The 16932-nt window shown below is 66.0% G+C and carries 20 protein-coding genes and 1 pseudogene; 13 read left to right on the forward strand and 8 right to left on the reverse strand.

Annotated features, from left to right (window positions below):
- Positions 1 to 258: 258 nt before the first annotated feature.
- Positions 259 to 768 (forward strand): hypothetical protein, encoded by a 510-nt coding sequence (locus MMSP_RS11805; protein ID WP_020786783.1) that lies wholly within the window; start codon positions 259 to 261, stop codon positions 766 to 768.
- Between the two features lie 37 nt (positions 769 to 805).
- Here MMSP_RS11805 and MMSP_RS11810 read toward each other — a convergent pair.
- From MMSP_RS11810 to MMSP_RS11820, 3 genes and pseudogenes are all read right to left on the reverse strand, one after another.
- Positions 806 to 1705, reverse strand: a pseudogene (locus MMSP_RS11810) (sigma-70 family RNA polymerase sigma factor).
- Entirely contained in the window at positions 1702 to 2301 is a 600-nt protein-coding gene (locus MMSP_RS11815) for a carboxymuconolactone decarboxylase family protein (protein WP_012395302.1), read from the reverse strand. The pseudogene MMSP_RS11810 and the gene MMSP_RS11815 overlap by 4 nt, the downstream one beginning before the upstream one ends.
- 94 nt (positions 2302 to 2395) lie before the next feature.
- Positions 2396 to 2710: a type II toxin-antitoxin system VapB family antitoxin gene (locus MMSP_RS11820; RefSeq protein ID WP_020786786.1), complete on the reverse strand. Its 315-nt coding sequence runs from the start codon at positions 2708 to 2710 to the stop codon at positions 2396 to 2398.
- 272 nt (positions 2711 to 2982) lie between these two features.
- Between MMSP_RS11820 and hrcA the strand changes: the two genes are divergently transcribed.
- From hrcA to MMSP_RS11835, 3 genes are all read left to right on the forward strand, one after another.
- Entirely contained in the window at positions 2983 to 4014 is a 1032-nt protein-coding gene (gene hrcA / locus MMSP_RS11825) for a heat-inducible transcriptional repressor HrcA (RefSeq protein ID WP_020786787.1), read from the forward strand.
- Positions 4015 to 4088: 74 nt separating this feature from the next.
- Positions 4089 to 5225, forward strand: coding sequence for a molecular chaperone DnaJ (gene dnaJ, locus MMSP_RS11830; protein ID WP_012395299.1), 1137 nt, complete (start codon positions 4089 to 4091; stop codon positions 5223 to 5225).
- 28 nt (positions 5226 to 5253) lie between these two features.
- Positions 5254 to 6015, forward strand: coding sequence for a 16S rRNA (uracil(1498)-N(3))-methyltransferase (locus tag MMSP_RS11835; protein WP_020786788.1), 762 nt, complete (start codon positions 5254 to 5256; stop codon positions 6013 to 6015).
- 22 nt (positions 6016 to 6037) lie between these two features.
- Here the strand turns inward: MMSP_RS11835 and MMSP_RS11840 are convergent, their stop codons facing one another.
- A complete protein-coding gene (locus MMSP_RS11840; RefSeq protein WP_020786789.1) occupies positions 6038 to 6682 on the reverse strand; it encodes a maleylpyruvate isomerase family mycothiol-dependent enzyme in 645 nt (214 codons plus the stop codon).
- Positions 6666 to 7562: an alpha/beta hydrolase gene (locus MMSP_RS11845; RefSeq protein ID WP_020786790.1), complete on the reverse strand. Its 897-nt coding sequence runs from the start codon at positions 7560 to 7562 to the stop codon at positions 6666 to 6668. The genes MMSP_RS11840 and MMSP_RS11845 overlap by 17 nt, the downstream gene beginning before the upstream one ends.
- Before the next feature lie 75 nt (positions 7563 to 7637).
- Between MMSP_RS11845 and MMSP_RS11850 the strand changes: the two genes are divergently transcribed.
- The 6 genes from MMSP_RS11850 to era all read left to right on the forward strand — a co-directional run bounded on the left by MMSP_RS11850 (position 7638) and on the right by era (position 12379).
- Positions 7638 to 8288: a TetR/AcrR family transcriptional regulator C-terminal domain-containing protein gene (locus MMSP_RS11850; RefSeq protein ID WP_020786791.1), complete on the forward strand. Its 651-nt coding sequence runs from the start codon at positions 7638 to 7640 to the stop codon at positions 8286 to 8288.
- A gap of 67 nt (positions 8289 to 8355) precedes the next feature.
- Entirely contained in the window at positions 8356 to 9414 is a 1059-nt protein-coding gene (locus tag MMSP_RS11855; RefSeq protein WP_012395294.1) for a PhoH family protein, read from the forward strand.
- A gap of 18 nt (positions 9415 to 9432) precedes the next feature.
- On the forward strand, positions 9433 to 9969 hold the full coding sequence (ybeY, locus tag MMSP_RS11860) for an rRNA maturation RNase YbeY (RefSeq protein ID WP_011741360.1): 537 nt from the start codon (positions 9433 to 9435) through the stop codon (positions 9967 to 9969).
- Positions 9966 to 11288, forward strand: a complete 1323-nt coding sequence (locus MMSP_RS11865; RefSeq protein WP_012395293.1) for a hemolysin family protein — start codon at positions 9966 to 9968, stop codon at positions 11286 to 11288. The genes ybeY and MMSP_RS11865 overlap by 4 nt, the downstream gene beginning before the upstream one ends.
- The gene (locus MMSP_RS11870; RefSeq protein WP_020786792.1) at positions 11281 to 11487 is read left to right on the forward strand and encodes a hypothetical protein; all 207 of its coding nucleotides are present in this window, start codon (positions 11281 to 11283) and stop codon (positions 11485 to 11487) included. The genes MMSP_RS11865 and MMSP_RS11870 overlap by 8 nt, the downstream gene beginning before the upstream one ends.
- Positions 11477 to 12379 carry a GTPase Era gene (era, locus tag MMSP_RS11875; RefSeq protein ID WP_012395291.1) on the forward strand — a complete coding sequence of 301 codons (903 nt, stop codon included), beginning with the start codon at positions 11477 to 11479 and terminating at the stop codon, positions 12377 to 12379. Before MMSP_RS11870 ends, era begins: the two co-directional genes overlap by 11 nt.
- On the opposite strand, the gene MMSP_RS11880 is transcribed toward era, so the two are convergent.
- Positions 12376 to 13875, reverse strand: a complete 1500-nt coding sequence (locus MMSP_RS11880; RefSeq protein ID WP_020786793.1) for an amidase — start codon at positions 13873 to 13875, stop codon at positions 12376 to 12378. The genes era and MMSP_RS11880 overlap by 4 nt on opposite strands.
- Before the next feature lie 61 nt (positions 13876 to 13936).
- Here MMSP_RS11880 and recO point away from each other — a divergent pair, with 61 nt between their 5' ends.
- The 3 genes from recO to MMSP_RS11895 are packed head-to-tail and all read left to right on the forward strand — an operon-like array spanning position 13937 to position 16057.
- Complete coding sequence (recO, locus tag MMSP_RS11885; RefSeq protein WP_036427227.1) at positions 13937 to 14734, forward strand: DNA repair protein RecO; 798 nt, start codon at positions 13937 to 13939, stop codon at positions 14732 to 14734.
- A complete protein-coding gene (locus MMSP_RS11890) occupies positions 14727 to 15617 on the forward strand; it encodes a decaprenyl diphosphate synthase (RefSeq protein WP_011741355.1) in 891 nt (296 codons plus the stop codon). The genes recO and MMSP_RS11890 overlap by 8 nt, the downstream gene beginning before the upstream one ends.
- Complete coding sequence (locus MMSP_RS11895; protein WP_015356468.1) at positions 15617 to 16057, forward strand: hypothetical protein; 441 nt, start codon at positions 15617 to 15619, stop codon at positions 16055 to 16057. Before MMSP_RS11890 ends, MMSP_RS11895 begins: the two co-directional genes overlap by 1 nt.
- On the opposite strand, the gene MMSP_RS11900 is transcribed toward MMSP_RS11895, so the two are convergent.
- Both MMSP_RS11900 and MMSP_RS11905 read right to left on the reverse strand, forming a co-directional pair.
- Complete coding sequence (locus MMSP_RS11900; RefSeq protein ID WP_011741353.1) at positions 16054 to 16467, reverse strand: Fur family transcriptional regulator; 414 nt, start codon at positions 16465 to 16467, stop codon at positions 16054 to 16056. The genes MMSP_RS11895 and MMSP_RS11900 overlap by 4 nt on opposite strands.
- Positions 16464 to 16859, reverse strand: a complete 396-nt coding sequence (locus MMSP_RS11905) for a helix-turn-helix transcriptional regulator (RefSeq protein WP_011741352.1) — start codon at positions 16857 to 16859, stop codon at positions 16464 to 16466. The genes MMSP_RS11900 and MMSP_RS11905 overlap by 4 nt, the downstream gene beginning before the upstream one ends.
- Positions 16860 to 16932 lie beyond the last annotated feature (73 nt).

Genomic DNA, 16932 nt, shown 5'->3' on the forward strand with positions numbered 1-16932 from the left:
CGATGAAACCTTTTGCGATTCACCATGAAGACGCCTCAACATGGACCGGCGATGGTCGGCATTAACGAATTCGGCGGTCATACCGATATCCTGGCGACCCGACCTCTCGTCCGGGTGGGCGACTCTCATAGCCGGCACACAGGTGTGCCACACCCTAGCCCTGGTATTCGCGGTTAGTTTGGAAGCGGCGGAACCGGGGAAATACAGACGAGACCACAGTCGCGACATGCGCAGAACATATGAGTCAAGGGGGAGAGCATGACCCTGAAATCGATCACCATGGGTATGGCAGCGGCGGCCGCGATCGGAGCCGCGGTCACGGGGGTGACCGTCGTCACTTCTGCCGCCGGGGCCTCCTACCAGGTGCAGCCAGTCGTCTTCGGTGCGCCACTGCCGCAGGACCCGGCACCGGCCCCGGCCACCGACGTTCCGGCGGCCGCCGAGCTGACCGGCTTGCTCAACAGCCTCGTTGACCCCAACGTTTCGTTCACCAGCAAGAGCGGTCTGGTCGAGGGCGGCATTGGCGGGACCGAGGCGCGCCTTGCCGACCACGAGTTGAAGAAGGCGGCGAAGAACGGGGACCTGCCGTTGTCGTTCACCGTGGCCAACATTGCACCGGCTGCCGCCGGCGCCGAGACCGCCGACGTGTCCGTCAGCGGACCCAAGTTCACCGCGCCGATCACCCAGAATGTGACGTTCGTCAACCAAGGCAGCTGGGTGCTGTCACGCAGCTCGGCGATGCAGCTGTTGCAGGCCGCGGGCCACTGATCTGCCGCACGGGCGGATAGCGCAGGCGCAGCACTGGCTATCCGCCCGGCCCGCTCAGACCGCTGATATCGAGTGTGGCGATTCGCTGCGGATCGGCCAGCACGTCGATCGCTGCGATGCGTCCGTTGCGCACCAGAAATCCCATCACCGCCGATGCCTGCTCGGAGATCGAGATGACGGCGCCGGCGGCCCCGTTGACCAGGGCGTTGAGCACCGTGCGCTCCGGGCCCGCGTAGCTGCGGGCCAGCTTGGCCACGGTGGCCGCGCCCTGGGCTCGAAATCGCGGGGTGTTGGGTCCGAAGTCGCCGCGCAACACCACGTCCGGATGTAGCACCGAAACCAGGCGCTCGAAGTTGCCGCTGCGCCCGGCCGCAAAGAACGCGTCGACGACTTCACGCTGTGCGCAGAGGTCGCCGGTCGGGAAACGGTTCCGCGCGCTCGATCCGGCGCCGTGCCCGGCTGGCCAGTTTGCGCGTCGCCTCGGGTGTGCGCTCGAGGATGGGTGCGATCTGGTCAAACGGGACCGCGAAGACGTCATGCAGCACGAAAGCCAACCGCTCGGCCGGGGCCAGCGTGTCCAGCACGACAAAAAGGCCAGGCCCACCGCATCGGCCAGCATCGCGTGGTGTTCGGGGTCGAACGCTGCGACGCCATCCACGATCGGATCCGGCAGCTGACCGACCAGCTCTTCTCGGCCCCGGCCGCGACGATCCCGCAATAGGTTCAGGCATAGTCGTGCCACCACGGTGGTCAGCCATGCATCGAGATTGACTAGCTCCTGGGCGCCCTGGGGGCGGTCTGTGGTGGCGTTGAGCCGCAGCCAGGCCTCTTGAACGACGTCCTCGGCGTCGGCAAGTGAGCCCAGCATCCGGTAGGCCAGCGCACCCAGCCGCGGCCTGGCCGCTTGGAAGCGCGCGAGCAATGCCGGATCGGTCATGGTGGCCCGGCGCCCTCGGGCAGCGCGCAGACCCGGTCGGACGAGAAGCCCGAGGACCCGATGCCCAGGGCGATGTTGAACCGGGCGCGCAGGTTGCCCAGCGTGATGATGTGGGTAAGCCCGACCAGCGCAGCCGCGTCGAAGTGGGCGCGCAGAGCCGCGAACAGTTCGTCGCTCACGGCGACGGGAGTGCGACTTATCGCGGCGGCGTAGTCCAGGATCAACCGGTCGACCTCGGAGAAGCAGGAAGCATCGCGGTAGTTGGCCAACGCCAGGAGCTCCTGGTCGCTGATTCCCAACTCCCGGGCAATCTGTGAACCCAGGTCGATGCAATATTGGCAGCCGACCGTGGTCGCGGCCTTCAATTCGGCCAAGGCCCGGTGCCGCGCAGTGAGCACATCCAGTTTCGATTCGGCTTGTTCCAGCCTGCCGTAGGCGTTGAGCAATCTGGGGATGTGGGCATACATCCGCAGCGGTTCGAGCATGTCGGCCGTCGCGAGCCCGGCCATTCTTGCCAGCTTGCGCTTGGTGAAGAAGAACGCGATCTTGGCGGCTATGCCGGCGTCGTGGTCGCTGACCCCCACAAGGCGGGACATGGCGGCTCCTAACGGGTCGGTGGTCGTTATTGGGTATGACCCCCGGGGGCACGAAAATGTGACCAAACCGACCTGAGCCCCGCTGCCGGCGTGGCTACCTCAGACCGCCCGGCGGTATGTCCATGTCGAACACCCGCGCGTGCAGCACGGTGCGGTTACGCAGCGCCGCGCGGACCGCTCGATGTAAGCCGTCCTCGAGGTAGATGACGCCCCGCCACCGCACCGCATGAGGGAATAAGTCGCCATAGAACGTCGAGTTCTCGGACAGCAAGCGATCCAACGCGAGCACGGTGGTGGTTGTGACCAATTCGTCGAGCCGTATCTGCTGTGGCGGAATCTGGGACCAATCCCGATACGACAGTCCATGTTCGGGATATGGCTTGCCTTCCCGCACGCCCTTGAAAATCATGGGCGGATCGTCCCTGACGCGTTGTTTATGCCGGACAGGATCATGCGCAATAGGCTAGTCGCAACAAGTCCGATGGAATTGAAGTCTCCATGGACTGGTTGCGAAACTCCGATCTGGCCTGCGCCGCACCGGAGGTTCGCAACGACGCACAGATCTGCACTGCAGGGCGCGGTAGGCCATCGGCCGCCCGGCGATTGTGCGGGTCGGCGGTCAGCCACTGGTGAGACCGTAAAATGAACGCGGCCGGCTAGCTGCAAGGAGGTGAGAAGTCGATGGGAACTGCTGACGAGCGCCGCTTCGAGGTGCTGCGGGCCATCGTCGCCGACTTCGTTGCCACCCACGAGCCGATCGGTTCGAAATCGCTGGTCGAGCGGCACAACCTCGGTGTCTCGAGCGCCACCATACGCAACGACATGGCAGTGCTGGAGGCGGAGGGCTACATCGCCCAGCCACACACCAGCTCGGGCCGGGTGCCCACCGAGAAGGGCTACCGCGAGTTCGTGGACCGCCTCGACGATGTCAAGCCCCTGTCGATGGTCGAACGGCGGGCCATCCAGGGCTTTCTGGAATCCGGGGTCGACCTCGATGATGTGCTGCGCCGTGCGGTACGGCTGCTGGCGCAGCTGACCCGCCAGGTTGCCGTCGTGCAGTACCCGACCCTGTCGACCTCAAAGGTTCGCCATCTGGAAGTGATCGCGCTGACCCCGGCCCGGCTGCTGATGGTGGTCATCACCGACTCCGGGCGGGTGGATCAGCGCATCGTCGAGCTCGGCGACGTCATCGATGACCACCAACTATCGCAACTGCGCGAGCTGCTGGGGCAGGCGCTGGAGGGCAAGAAACTGGCGGCGGCATCGGTTGCGGTCGCCGACCTCGCCGGGCAACTCAGCGGCGCCGGCGGCTTGGGCGACGCGGTGGGCCGGTCGGCGACGGTCTTGCTGGAGTCGCTGGTGGAACACACCGAGGAGCGGTTGCTGATGGGCGGCACCGCGAACCTGACCCGCAACGCCGCGGACTTCGGGGGGTCGCTGCGCTCCATCCTCGAGGCCCTCGAAGAGCAGGTTGTGGTGCTGCGGCTACTGGCGGCACAGCAGGAAGCCGGCAAGGTGACGGTGCGAATCGGCCACGAAACCGAGGCCGAGCAGATCGTCGGCACCTCGATGGTGTCCACCGCCTATGGCAGCAATGACACGGTGTACGGCGGGATGGGTGTGCTGGGGCCCACCCGCATGGACTATCCGGGAACTATCGTCAGTGTTGCCGCGGTTGCCCTGTATATCGGCGAAGTGCTGGGTGCTCGATGACCGCGCACTCGCTACAGAATTTGTGGACAGCCGCGTAGCAGCGGCATAAGACCTCGCATAGGAAAGAGTCAACCGTGGCACGCGACTACTACGGCCTGCTCGGCGTGAGCAAGGGCGCTAGTGATGCAGAAATCAAACGCGCCTATCGCAAGTTGGCGCGCGAACTGCATCCCGATGTCAACCCCGATGAGGCGGCGCAGGCCAAGTTCAAGGAGATCAGCGTCGCCTACGAGGTGCTCAGCGATCCGGAGAAACGCCGGATCGTCGATCTGGGCGGTGACCCGCTGGAAGGTGCCGGCGCGGCGGCCAACGGCTTTTCCGGCTTCGGCGGGCTGGGCGATGTGTTCGAGGCGTTCTTCGGTGGCGGCTCGGCATCGCGAGGTCCGATTGGTCGGGTTCGTCCGGGCTCGGATTCGCTGCTGCGGATGCGGCTGGATCTCGAGGAGTGCGCGACCGGTGTCACCAAGCAGGTGACCGTCGATACCGCGGTGCTCTGTGATCGCTGCCAGGGCAAGGGCACCAACGGCGACTCCGCGCCGATTCCGTGTGACACCTGCGGCGGCCGCGGGGAAGTACAGACCGTCCAGCGTTCGCTGCTCGGCCAAATGCTGACGTCGCGGCCATGTCCCACCTGTCGCGGCGTCGGGGTGGTCATTCCCGACCCGTGCCACCAGTGCATGGGTGACGGCCGGGTGCGGGCCCGCCGCGAGATCAGCGTCAAGATTCCTGCCGGTGTCGGCGACGGCATGCGCGTCCGGCTCGCCGCCCAGGGGGAGGTCGGGCCCGGGGGAGGCCCGTCGGGCGACCTGTACGTCGAGGTTCATGAGCAGGCCCACGACATCTTCGTGCGCGAAGGTGACGACTTGCACTGCACGGTTTCGGTGCCGATGGTCGATGCGGCGCTTGGGGTCACCGTGACGTTGGACGCGATCCTGGACGGGCCCAGCGAGATTGTGATCCCGCCCGGCACCCAACCGGCCGCGGTGATCACGCTGCGCGGCCACGGAATGCCGCACCTGCGGTCCAGTGCGCGCGGCGATTTGCATGTGCACGTCGACGTAATGGTTCCGGTCAGGCTGGACCACCGCGACACCGAACTGTTGCGTGAGCTGAAGAACCGCCGTGGCCGTGACGTCGCCGAGGTTCGCTCGTCGCATGCCGCCGGCGGCGGGTTGTTCAGCAAGCTTCGCGAAACCTTCTCCGGGCGCTGACGCGGATTCAGGTCGCCGGGGCCCGGAGATGGTGGCAACGCTGTTCTATGTCGACACAGTGCCGGAGGCGGGAGAGCTGGCCGCACTGGACGGCGACGAAGGCTTTCACGCGGCCACGGTGCGACGGATCCGTCCCGGTGAGCAGCTGGTCCTCGGGGACGGCGCCGGCGAACTGGCCCGCTGCGTGGTCGAGCACGCAGCGCGGGACGGGTTGACGGCACGGGTGCTGCAGCGCTGGAGCGTGGCTCCGGTGCGTCCGGCGGTCACCGTGGTGCAGGCATTGCCCAAATCCGAACGTTCGGAATTGGCGGTCGAATTGGCGACCGAGGCCGGTGCGGACGCATTCCTGGCCTGGCAAGCCGCACGTTGCGTGGCCAACTGGGGAGGAGCCCGGGCCGACAAGGGGCTGCGCCGCTGGCGCTCGGCCGTGCGCTCCGCGGCCCGGCAGTCCCGCTGCGCGCACATCCCACCTGTCGAGGGGGTGCTATCCACGGCGGCGCTGATACGGCGAATCACCGCTGAGGCGCAAGCGGGTGCGATGGTATTGGCATTGCATGAATCGGCAACCGATCAGCTCGTCGATACTGCTGTGGCACAAGCCAAATCGTTGGTTCTCGTGGTCGGTCCCGAAGGCGGAATTGCGCCCGAGGAGATGGACGCATTAGCAGGCGCCGGAGCGGTTTCGGTTCGGCTGGGCCCGACGGTGCTGCGGACGTCGACCGCAGCGGCGGTGGCGCTGGGGGCGCTCGGCGTGCTCACCGAGCGCTGGGATAGTGCTGCGAGCCTGTGATCCTCTGGCGGCCAATGCTGCGCTAGTGCAGTAGCATTCGTGTTCGCAGCGTGTCGACGCCCTTGCCGCTGAGCTGATCGAGTGCCCATGGGCGACCGGCCAGTGCCGAAGCCAACTGGGCGGCGCCGCCTGTCACCGCCCAATCGCCTTCGCCGCTGGTCCAATCGACATCGTGAGCGCGCAGACTCAGTCCGCGTGCCCGTTGCGCCACCGGTACGAACGGGTTCGGAACCCGCACTTGGGTATTCAGCACGGCGACCAGGGCGTCGATGCCGACGGTGGGGGTTCGGTCCAACGCAAACGCGATGTCAAGTTCGTGAATCACGTGATCGCCCAGCAAGAGTCGCCGAGGGAATACCTGTCCGATCCCGCGTGGGTGGACCGCGAGCTCGGCGAATTCGGCGATCAACTCATCCGGATTGTGTCGCCGTGCTAGGTCGATGGCGAGCGCGGCGTTGGCGCGGTCGAATGAACCGCGCTGGCTGACCAGGTCGGCCGCCAACATGCGCAATGAGGCCCGATATCCGATCACCAGGTGGGCAAGTACGTCGTGGTTGCTCCATTCGCCGCACAGGCTTGGGGTGCCCCACTCGGCCGCCGACAGGCCGGAGGCGAATTCGACGAATCGAATATCGTTGTTGTGCAGAATGTTACGTGTCTTCGACATGGAGATGCTCCCCTAAGAAGGCGGTCTGGTCGGCAAGCAAGCTGTCGACAAGGGGTCGATGATAAATCTCGAAATGGTCACCGTCGTAGTGGCGCGCGATGCCGCGCGGCGCCCGCCCGGCCACGACCTCGGCATGACGCGGATCCATCAGTGTCTCCCGGCGGGAAACGCACACCAGTAGCGGCGCGCTGATCTGGCGGGCCGCCCGTTTGGTGCTGGTGACGCCGATGCCGAGGAGATTTGACGCGGCGATGCGGTTATCGAAGGACCCTCCCGGGTCGACGGTGGAGCGCCAGCCCTGCAGGGCGCCGGCCGCCGTCACCGCCGCCAGACTGCCCGGCGGTCCGACTATGGGGATGTATCGCCGCCGCAGGCCGGCGGCGCAGCGCAGGGCATCTTCGACAATTGCCGGCCCGGCCCGCAGCGTCGCCGCCAGCCCTAGCCGGCGCGGCGTTGCCGGGCCGTCCACGATGGGGCATTGCACGACGACCGCGCAAAGGTCCCGGCGGCGGGCCGCGATCAGCAGCACATGCATCGCGCCGAGGCTGGTGCCCCATAGCGCTACGCGACTCGCGTCGACGTCGGGCAGCGAGCGGGCGAACTCCAGCGCCGCGGCGATGTCTTGGCGGTGCCGACGCAGGCTGAGTCGTTGTCGCGGCGTGCCACCGGATGCGCCGAGATTCCGGTAGTCAAACGCGAGAGTGGCGATGCCGGCGGCGGCGAAGTGCCGCTCATATCGGGCCAGGGCCATGGTGTGGTTGGCGCCCAACCTGTGGGCGAGCACGACCAGCGGATACGGGCCCGGCCCCGCGGGGCGGGTGAACCAAGCCGCGCAGCGGGTGCCCCGCGATTCAAAGGCGGTGCCCAACGTTGAAACCATGGCGCGACCTCCATACGTACGTTGTACGTGTTTACCTTACGTACGATGTACCTGTCAACGGTTTGGGAGGGCGACGTGCGAGCACGCTTCACGGTTTCCGACATCGCCAGTGCGGCACTGGCCATCGTCGACCAAGACGGGCTCAGCGGGCTGAGCATGCGCTCGCTGGCCGCGGCTCTGGGCACTGGTCCGATGACGCTGTACAATTACGTCAGGGATCGGCGCGAACTCGAAGCGCTGGTGGCAGACGCGGTAGTCGCAGACGTCAAAGTCCCCGCACCCACCGATGATTGGCGCGCTGACGTACACGCGATCGCAACAGCGATGTGGGAGACGATGCGCCAGCATCCCAACGCCATCCCGCTGGTGCTGACCCGCCGTACCGTATCGGCGTCCAGCTATATGGTCGCGGACCGGTTGATCGCCGCGCTCGGGCGCAGCGGGGTGGGCGATGCAGATCTGTTGGCGAGTTTTCGGGGGGTGCTCGGATTGGTCATGGGCAGTGCGCAGGCGGAGTTGGCCGGCCCGCTGGCCGGAACCGGACGGGAAAAGGAGCAGGTGGCCGTCGCGGCGCGGATCGGCGGTCTGGCCGGCGCCGGGCATCCGCACATCGCCGCGTTGGCGCAAGCCAGCCAACGGTCCACACCGGCGGCTGACTTCGAACGGGCACTGGACATCCTGCTGGCGGGCATCGAATCATTCGAACGCCGTCGCGACCGGCGCTAGACTGTGAATTCAGCACACCCGCCCACCCTCCACTTCGATAGGCCAGAAAGCAGGCATCGGAAGCCACGTGACGCCCCGCGAGACCCGCGCTGCTGACGCAGTTGGAGCCCGACCGGCCGACCCTCAGGTACGCAGCAGCATCGACGTTCCGCCCGACCTGGTTGTGGGCTTGCTCGGCTCGGCCGACGAGAATTTGAGGGCACTCGAACGCACCTTGACCGCCAGCCTGCACGTGCGCGGCAACACGGTCACCCTGGCGGGCGAGCCTGCCGACGTCGCCATCGCCGAGCGGGCCGTCTCCGAGCTGGTGGCGATCGTCGCCAATGGGCAGCCGTTGACTCCCGAGGTGGTGCGCCACAGCGTGGCGATGCTGGTCGGTGCCGGCAACGAGTCGCCGGCCGAGGTGCTGACTCTCGACATTCTGTCCCGCCGGGGAAAGACGATCCGGCCCAAGACGCTCAACCAGAAGCGGTATGTCGACGCCATCGACGCCAACACCATCGTCTTCGGGATCGGCCCGGCCGGCACCGGAAAGACCTACCTGGCCATGGCCAAGGCGGTCCATGCGCTGCAGACCAAGCAGGTCAACCGCATCATCCTGACCCGTCCCGCCGTGGAAGCCGGTGAGCGCCTTGGCTTCCTGCCGGGCACGCTGAGCGAAAAGATCGACCCGTACCTGCGGCCGCTGTATGACGCTTTGTACGACATGATGGATCCCGAGCTGATCGCGAAGCTGATGTCGGCGGGCGTCATCGAGGTGGCGCCGCTGGCGTATATGCGCGGTAGGACCTTGAACGACGCCTTCATCGTCCTCGACGAGGCGCAGAACACCACTGCGGAGCAGATGAAGATGTTCCTGACCCGCCTGGGTTTCGGATCCAAAGTCGTCGTCACCGGGGATGTCACCCAGGTTGACCTTCCGGGCGGCGCCAGGTCTGGGCTGCGCGCGGCGGTCGACATCCTCGACGATATCGACGACATTCACATCGCCGAACTGACCAGCGCGGATGTGGTGCGCCATCGCCTGGTCTCGGAGATCGTCGACGCGTATGCGCGATACGAGGAGCCGGGCTCGGGGATGAACCGGGCGGCTCGGCGGGCGTCGGGCACCCGCAATCGTCGATGATGGTGCGGTGAGCATCTTATGAGCATCGAGGTATCCAACGAGTCGGGCATCGACGTCTCCGAGACAGAACTCGTCAGCGTGGCACGATTCGTGATCGGCAAGATGGACGTAAATCCGGGCGCCGAGCTGTCGATGGTGCTGCTGGATACCGCCGCGATGGCCGACTTGCATATGCGCTGGATGGATCTTCCCGGGCCGACAGACGTGATGAGCTTTCCCATGGACGAGCTGGAGCCCGGCGGCCGCCCCGATGCCCCCGAGCCCGGCCCGGCGATGCTCGGCGATATCGTGCTGTGCCCGGAGTTTGCCGCCGAACAGGCGGCCGCGGCCGGTCACAGCCTGGGCCATGAGCTGGCGCTGCTGACGATCCACGGCGTGCTGCATCTACTCGGCTACGACCACGGTGAGCCAGACGAGGAGAAGGAGATGTTCGCCCTGCAGGATCGGTTGCTCGAAGAGTGGGTGGCCGAGCAGGTGCAGGCCTACCAGCAGGACCGTCAGGACGAACGGGATCGCCGCCTGCTGGACAAGTCAAGATATTTCGACGAGCCGTGAAAGGTCTGCCTCAGCTGCTCGGTGCGATCGCATTGGTCGGTCTGGGCGGATTGTTCGCCGCCATTGATGCCGCTATCAGCACGGTGTCACTGGCCCGGGTGCAGGAACTGGTGCGGGAGGCACGCCCCGGTGCGGTGGCCCTGTCCAAGGTGATGGAAGATCGACCGCGCTACATCAACCTGGTCGTGTTGCTGCGCATCGTGTGTGAGATCACCGCGACCGCGCTTCTGGTGGTGTTCTTCCGGCACAACCTCAGCATGAACGGGGGATTGTTCCTCGCGGCGGCCATCATGGTGGTGACCAGCTTCGTCGTCATCGGGGTGGGTCCGCGCACGTTGGGGCGCCAGAATGCGTATTCCATCTCGCTGGGTACCGCTGTTCCGTTGCAGGTGATTTCGTGGTTGCTGATGCCGATCAGCCGGCTTCTGGTGCTCTTGGGCAACGCGCTGACCCCGGGCCGGGGTTTCCGTAATGGGCCGTTTGCATCCGAGGTTGAGTTGCGCGAAGTCGTCGACCTGGCGCAGCAGCGCGGTGTGGTTGCCGCAGACGAGCGCCGGATGATCGAATCGGTCTTCGAGCTTGGTGACACCCCGGCGCGGGAGGTGATGGTGCCGCGCACCGAGATGGTGTGGATCGAAGGTGACAAGTCGCCCAGCCAGGCGATGACCCTGGCGGTACGAAGCGGACACTCCCGTATTCCGGTGGTCGGCGAGAACGTTGATGACATTCTTGGCGTGGTGTATCTCAAAGACCTTGTGCGGCAGACATTCTGCGCGCCCGACCAGGGGCGCAAGATTGACGTATCAGACCTCATGCGTCCCGCGGTGTTCGTGCCGGACTCCAAACCGCTGGATGCCTTGTTGCGCGAAATGCAGCATGACCGCAATCACATGGCGCTGCTGGTCGACGAATACGGGGCCATAGCGGGATTGGTGAGCATCGAAGACGTGCTCGAGGAGATCGTCGGTGAGATCGCCGACGAGTACGACGAAGCTGAGACGGCGCCCGTAGAGGCTCTGGGCGACAAACGATTTCGCGTATCGGCGCGACTGCCGATCGAGGATGTGGGGGAGTTGTACGGGATCGAGTTCGACGGCGATCTCGATGTCGACACCGTAGGTGGCCTGCTGGCTCTGGAGCTGGGCCGGGTTCCCCTGCCAGGCGCTGAGGTGATATTCCACGGCCTGCGCCTGCGTGCCGAGGGCGGCCCCGACCACCGGGGCCGGGTAAGGATCGGCACCGTGTTGGTAAGTCCGATGGAAACCGAAGAGACCGACGGCGCGGGCGATGGCGCCGCGGAAACCGGTGCCGATGGCTGAGCCGCTGGATGCGCAAGACGTCACGCTGGTGACGCTGGCGCGCGCCGAGGCCGACAGCGGTGCCGCCCTGCGCGATGTCGACGACCGCACCTATGTGGCTGTGCCCGTGGGCCTGTCGACACTCACGGCGCCACCCGAGTTGTCGCCGATTGCCTTGATGATGACCGATAGTTCTGGGGAACCCTGTTATGACGTCTGAATTCCATTCCGGCTTCGTGTGTTTGGTCGGCCGACCGAACACCGGCAAGTCGACGCTGACCAATGCCCTGGTTGGCACCAAAGTGGCGATTACCTCGATGCGGCCGCAGACCACTCGGCATACGATTCGCGGGATTGTCCATCGAGAGAGCTTTCAGATCATCCTGGTCGACACCCCGGGGCTGCACCGGCCGCGGACTCTGCTGGGCAAGCGGCTCAACGACTTGGTGCGCGACACGTACTCCGAGGTCGACGTGATTGGGCTGTGCATCCCGGCTGACGAATCGATCGGCCCGGGCGACCGCTGGATCATCGAGCAGATCGCTGCCACCGCGCCCAAGGTGAAGTTGGTTGTCATCGTCACCAAGATCGACAAAGTGCCCAAGGACCAAGTGGCCGCGCAGCTGGTCGCGGTCAGCGAATTGGTGACAAACTCCGCGGAGATCGTTCCGGTATCGGCGGTGACCGGCGCCCAGGTCGAGGTGTTGATCGACGTGCTTGCCCGCACATTGCCGCAGGGGCCGGCCTACTACCCCGACGGCGAGCTGACCGATGAGCCCGAAGAGGTTTTGATGGCCGAGCTGATTCGTGAGGCGGCTCTCGAGGGCGTGCACGACGAATTGCCGCATTCGCTGGCGGTGGTGATCGACGAGGTCAGTCCGCGGGAAGGGCGGGAAGACCTGATCGACGTCCACGCCGTGCTGTATGTCGAGCGGGACAGCCAAAAGGGGATCATCATCGGCAAAGGCGGTGCCCGGTTGCGTGAAGTGGGCACCGCGGCGCGAAGTCAGATCGAGAAGTTGCTAGGCACAAAGATCTACCTCGACTTGCGCGTCAAGGTCGCCAAGAACTGGCAGCGCGATCCCAAACAGCTGGGCCGACTTGGTTTCTAGCGCCGCGGCGGCCGGACACTGTGGATTGGGGGAGTGCTGGTCCCGGTGTTCCACCACACCTTCGGTTGCTTGGTCGCCCAGCCGCTGACCGCTTCCAACTCGGCGGCCAGCGAGATGAGCAGGCCTTCGCTCTCGGCCGGTCCCATCAACTGAACCCCGATCGGCAGACCGTCGACGGTGAACCCCGCGGGCACGTTGATCGAGGGCCAGCCCAGCAGATTCCACGGCCAGGTCAACGGGCATGCGGCAATGATGGCGCGATCGGTGGCCAACCCGCCCATATCGTCGAACGCGCGGGCCAGCGGCGGTGGCTGTGCGGTCGTCGGTGCCAAAACCACATCGACGATGTCGAAGATCGATCCCACCCGCCGTTGGGCGGCCGCTTCGTGGTGGCGCGCGTTGCGCAAAATGGCCTGCGAAAGCGCGTGCCCCGCGCGCATATTGGTCACCGTGCGGGGGTCCAGCGTGACACCGTTGCCCAGGCACTCCGCCCATTCCCACAGACCTGCGGTGGAGCGGGCGAGAAAGTCCCACGACAGCCGCAGGCCGTAGTCGGGGTTGCCCCGCTCCACGGTGTGGCCGAGCAGTTGGAGCTGTTCGCCCACTCGCCGCGTCGAAGCCAGGATCTCCGGATGCAGCTTTGCTCGAAAACCCGTGTAAGGGAACCGGGTTGACATTGCGATCTTCAATGGCCCGGGTGCTATACCGACGTAGTCGGATGCCGTCAAAGGTGCCGGCTTGTGCAGATCACCCTCGACGTTGCCCGACGCCGCGTCCAGTACCAGGGCGGCGTCGGCAACCGTTCTGGCCAGCACGCCGTTGACCGTGATGCCGTTGAACGTCTCGGGCCACGGCCAGGTCGAGATGCGACCGCGTTGCGGCTTGATGCCCACCAAGTGGGTCCAGGCTGCGGGAACGCGGATGCTTCCGGCGCCGTCAGAGCCGATCGCAGCAGTGACCAGGCCCGCGGCCACCGCCGCCGCACTACCACCCGATGAGCCGCCCGGTGTGTGCCGCCGTGCCCACGGGTTGCGGGTGTGCCCGAATCCGGGACCACTGGTGAATGGCCACTGGCCTAATTCGCAGGTATTGGTCTTGCCGATGATCACCGCGCCGGCCGCCTTCAGACGGCGAACAACCTCACTGTCGTGGGCGGCTGGCCGGACGTATCCCTGGGTGCCGAACGCGGTCGGCACACCGGCAACGTCGACGTCGTCCTTGACCGCGATCGGGATGCCCAGCAGCGGCGCGGCATCCCCGGCGGCCCGCCGCCGGTCCGCGGCCGCGGCATCGGCCAGCGCGGACTCGGTAAGCACCACCCGAAACGCGTTCAGGGTGGACTGGCTCACCTCGATCTCGCGCAGGGACCTGCGCGTCAGCTCAACGGAGGTCACCGAACCGGAGGCCAGTTGGTAGAGCAGGTCGGTGAGGGTAGGCAGGCGCGGGCCGCCGGACCCGGAAACGGCCCCGGAAGCGAACCCAGAAGCGCCAACCACGGGGTACGAGACTATCGGCGCGGATACCGGCGATGTCGCGGTGGGGTGCGAAACTATTATGATGCGGCTGTATCGAGACCGGGCTGTTGTGCTGCGCCAGCACAAGCTCGGTGAAGCCGACCGGATCGTCACCCTGTTGACCCGCGACCACGGGCTGGTGCGAGCGGTGGCCAAAGGTGTGCGGCGTACCCGCAGCAAATTCGGTTCCAGACTCGAGCCGTTCGCGCACATCGATGCGCAATTGCACCCCGGTCGCAACCTCGACATCGTCACCCAGGTCGTATCCATCGACGCCTTTGCCGCCGACATCGTCAACGACTACGGCAGGTACACCTGCGGCTGCGCGATGCTGGAAACCGCCGAACGCCTCGCCGGGGAGGAGCGTGCGCCCGCCCCGGCCCTGCACCGCCTGACGGTGGGTGTGTTGCGGGCGGTGGCTGACGGCAGCCGGCCTCGCGATCTGCTGTTGGATGCCTACCTGCTGCGTGCCATGGGCATCGCAGGCTGGGCGCCGGCGCTGACCGAATGTGCCCGCTGCGCCACGCCCGGTCCACATCGGGCCTTTCACATCGCGGCCGGGGGCAGCGTCTGCCCGCATTGCCGTCCGGCTGGCTCGACGACACCGCCGCTGGGCGTGCTGGACCTGATGTCCGCGCTGCATGACGGCGACTGGGAGGCCGCCCAGGGGGCGCCGCAATCACACCGCAGCTACGTCAGCGGGTTGGTGGCCGCGCACCTGCAATGGCATCTGGAACGCCAGCTCAAGACGTTGCCGCTGGTGGAGCGGTTCTACCAGGCTGACCGATCGGTTGCCGAACGTCGCGCTGCGTTGATCGGGCAGGATAGTGAATGTGGCTAAGAGCGCCCGGCGACTGAAATCCGCCGACTTCCCACAGCTGCCTCAGGCGCCGGACGACTATCCGACCTTTCCCGATACGTCGAGTTGGCCGGTCGTTTTCCCGGAGCTGCCGCCGTCGCCCGACGGCGGTCCGCGCCGGCCGCCGCAGCACATCTCCAAAACGGCCGCGCCACGGATTCCGGCCGACCGGTTACCCAACCACGTCGCCATCGTGATGGACGGCAATGGGCGGTGGGCCACCGAACGTGGGCTGCGCCGCACCGAGGGGCACAAGATGGGCGAGGCGGTGGTGATCGACATCGCCTGCGGTGCGGTCGAACTTGGGATCAAGTGGCTAAGCCTCTACGCCTTTTCCACCGAGAACTGGAAGCGCTCCGCCGAGGAAGTCCGCTTCCTGATGGGCTTCAATCGCGACGTCGTACGGCGACGCCGCGACGTCCTCAATCAAATGGGTGTTCGGATCCGCTGGGTGGGTTCGCGGCCGCGGCTGTGGCGCAGCGTCATCAACGAACTGGCGGTAGCCGAAGCAATGACCAACAACAACGACGTCATCACCATCAACTATTGCGTCAACTACGGTGGCCGCACCGAAATCGCCGAAGCTACTCGAGACATCGCCCGCGAAGTCGCCGCGGGCAGATTGAACCCGGAGCGGATCACCGAGTCCACCATCGCCCGTCACATGCAGCGACCCGACATCCCCGACGTCGACCTCTTTCTGCGGACCTCGGGGGAGCAGCGCTCCAGCAATTTCATGCTCTGGCAATCGGCATACGCCGAGTACATCTTCCAAGACAAGTTGTGGCCCGACTACGATCGGCGCGACCTGTGGGCGGCGTGCGAGGAATATGCCTCCCGCAATCGACGGTTCGGGAGCGCCTAGTGCCCTCCCTGCAGGATCGGCTGGCATCGATACTTCGCGACGTTCTCCCCGTCGAGGAGGAACCCGACGGCGCGCTGACGGTGCGCCACGACGGTACGTTCGCCTCGCTGCGAGTGGTCAACATCGCCGAGGATCTTGATTTGGTATCGCTGACTCAGATATTGGCCTGGGATCTGCCGCTGACCAAGAAGATCAGCGATCTACTGGCCAACCAGGCGCGCGACACCAACTTCGGCGCCGTCACCACGGTTGAGAAGGTCGCCGACAAGGCCGTGCAGCGCAACGCCGGGAAGGGTTCGGCGAAGACGCTCCCGAAGACCGTGGACGTGATGCTGCGCTACAACTTCCCCGGCGCCGGCCTGACCGACAACGCGCTGCGAACCCTGATTCTGCTGGTCCTAGACAGTGGGGGCCAGATCCGCGGCAAGCTGACTTCCTAGCGCAGCGCCGCGGCCCCGGGCCGGCGGCAATCTGAGCAGGTGCCGAAGATCTCGATGGTGTGGCTGACGTCGGAGAAGCCGTGCCGGGCGGCCACGTTGGCAGCCCAGGTCTCGACTTCATGGTCGGCCACCTCGATGGTGGACCCGCAGCTGCGGCACACCAGATGGTGGTGATGGTGCTGCGAGCACCGCCGGTAGACCGATTCACCGGTGTCGGTGCGCAGCGTGTCGACCGTTCCAGCGGATGCCATCGATTGCAGGGTCCGATAGACGGTGGTCAGGCCAATGTTCTCGCCGCGACGGCGCAGTTCGTCGTGCAGTTCTTGGGCGGAACGGAAGTCATCGACTGTTTCGAGCAATGTCGAAATCGCCGCTCGCTGCCGGGTTGAACGCACGCTTGTGCCGGTCATGCCGAATCCTCACCGGCGTGGGCGACCGCATCCACGACGATGTGCGCCAGGTGCTGATCGACAAGCCGATAGAGCACCTCGCGGCCGGACCGTTCGCCGGTCACCACGCCGGCGGCCTTGAGGATCTTCAAATGTTGGCTGACCAGTGGCTGTGGTACGCCCAATGCATCAACCAGTTCGTGAACGCAGCGCTGGGCTTCACGCAGCTGCAGCACGATGGCGATTCGCACGGGTGCGGCCAGAGCGCGCAGTAGCTCGCCGGCGCCCTCGAGGATTTCTCGCGGCGGCGGTGCGGGAAACGCGGGATGCTCGGCGAAGTCGCCAACATCGTGCTCGTGACGGGAAACGAAGTCGTCGTGGGCGGCCGTCGAAGGTGAGGGCGACGTCGCCATGTATTGAGTCACCGCCTCGAGGAGAGCACATAATCGGACCGGGCCGGACTGCCGCCGAAGCGGCGTGCGGCTG

This window comes from Mycobacterium sp. 012931, assembly GCF_000419295.1.
In the GTDB taxonomy this organism is placed as follows: Bacteria; Actinomycetota; Actinomycetes; order Mycobacteriales; family Mycobacteriaceae; genus Mycobacterium; species Mycobacterium marinum.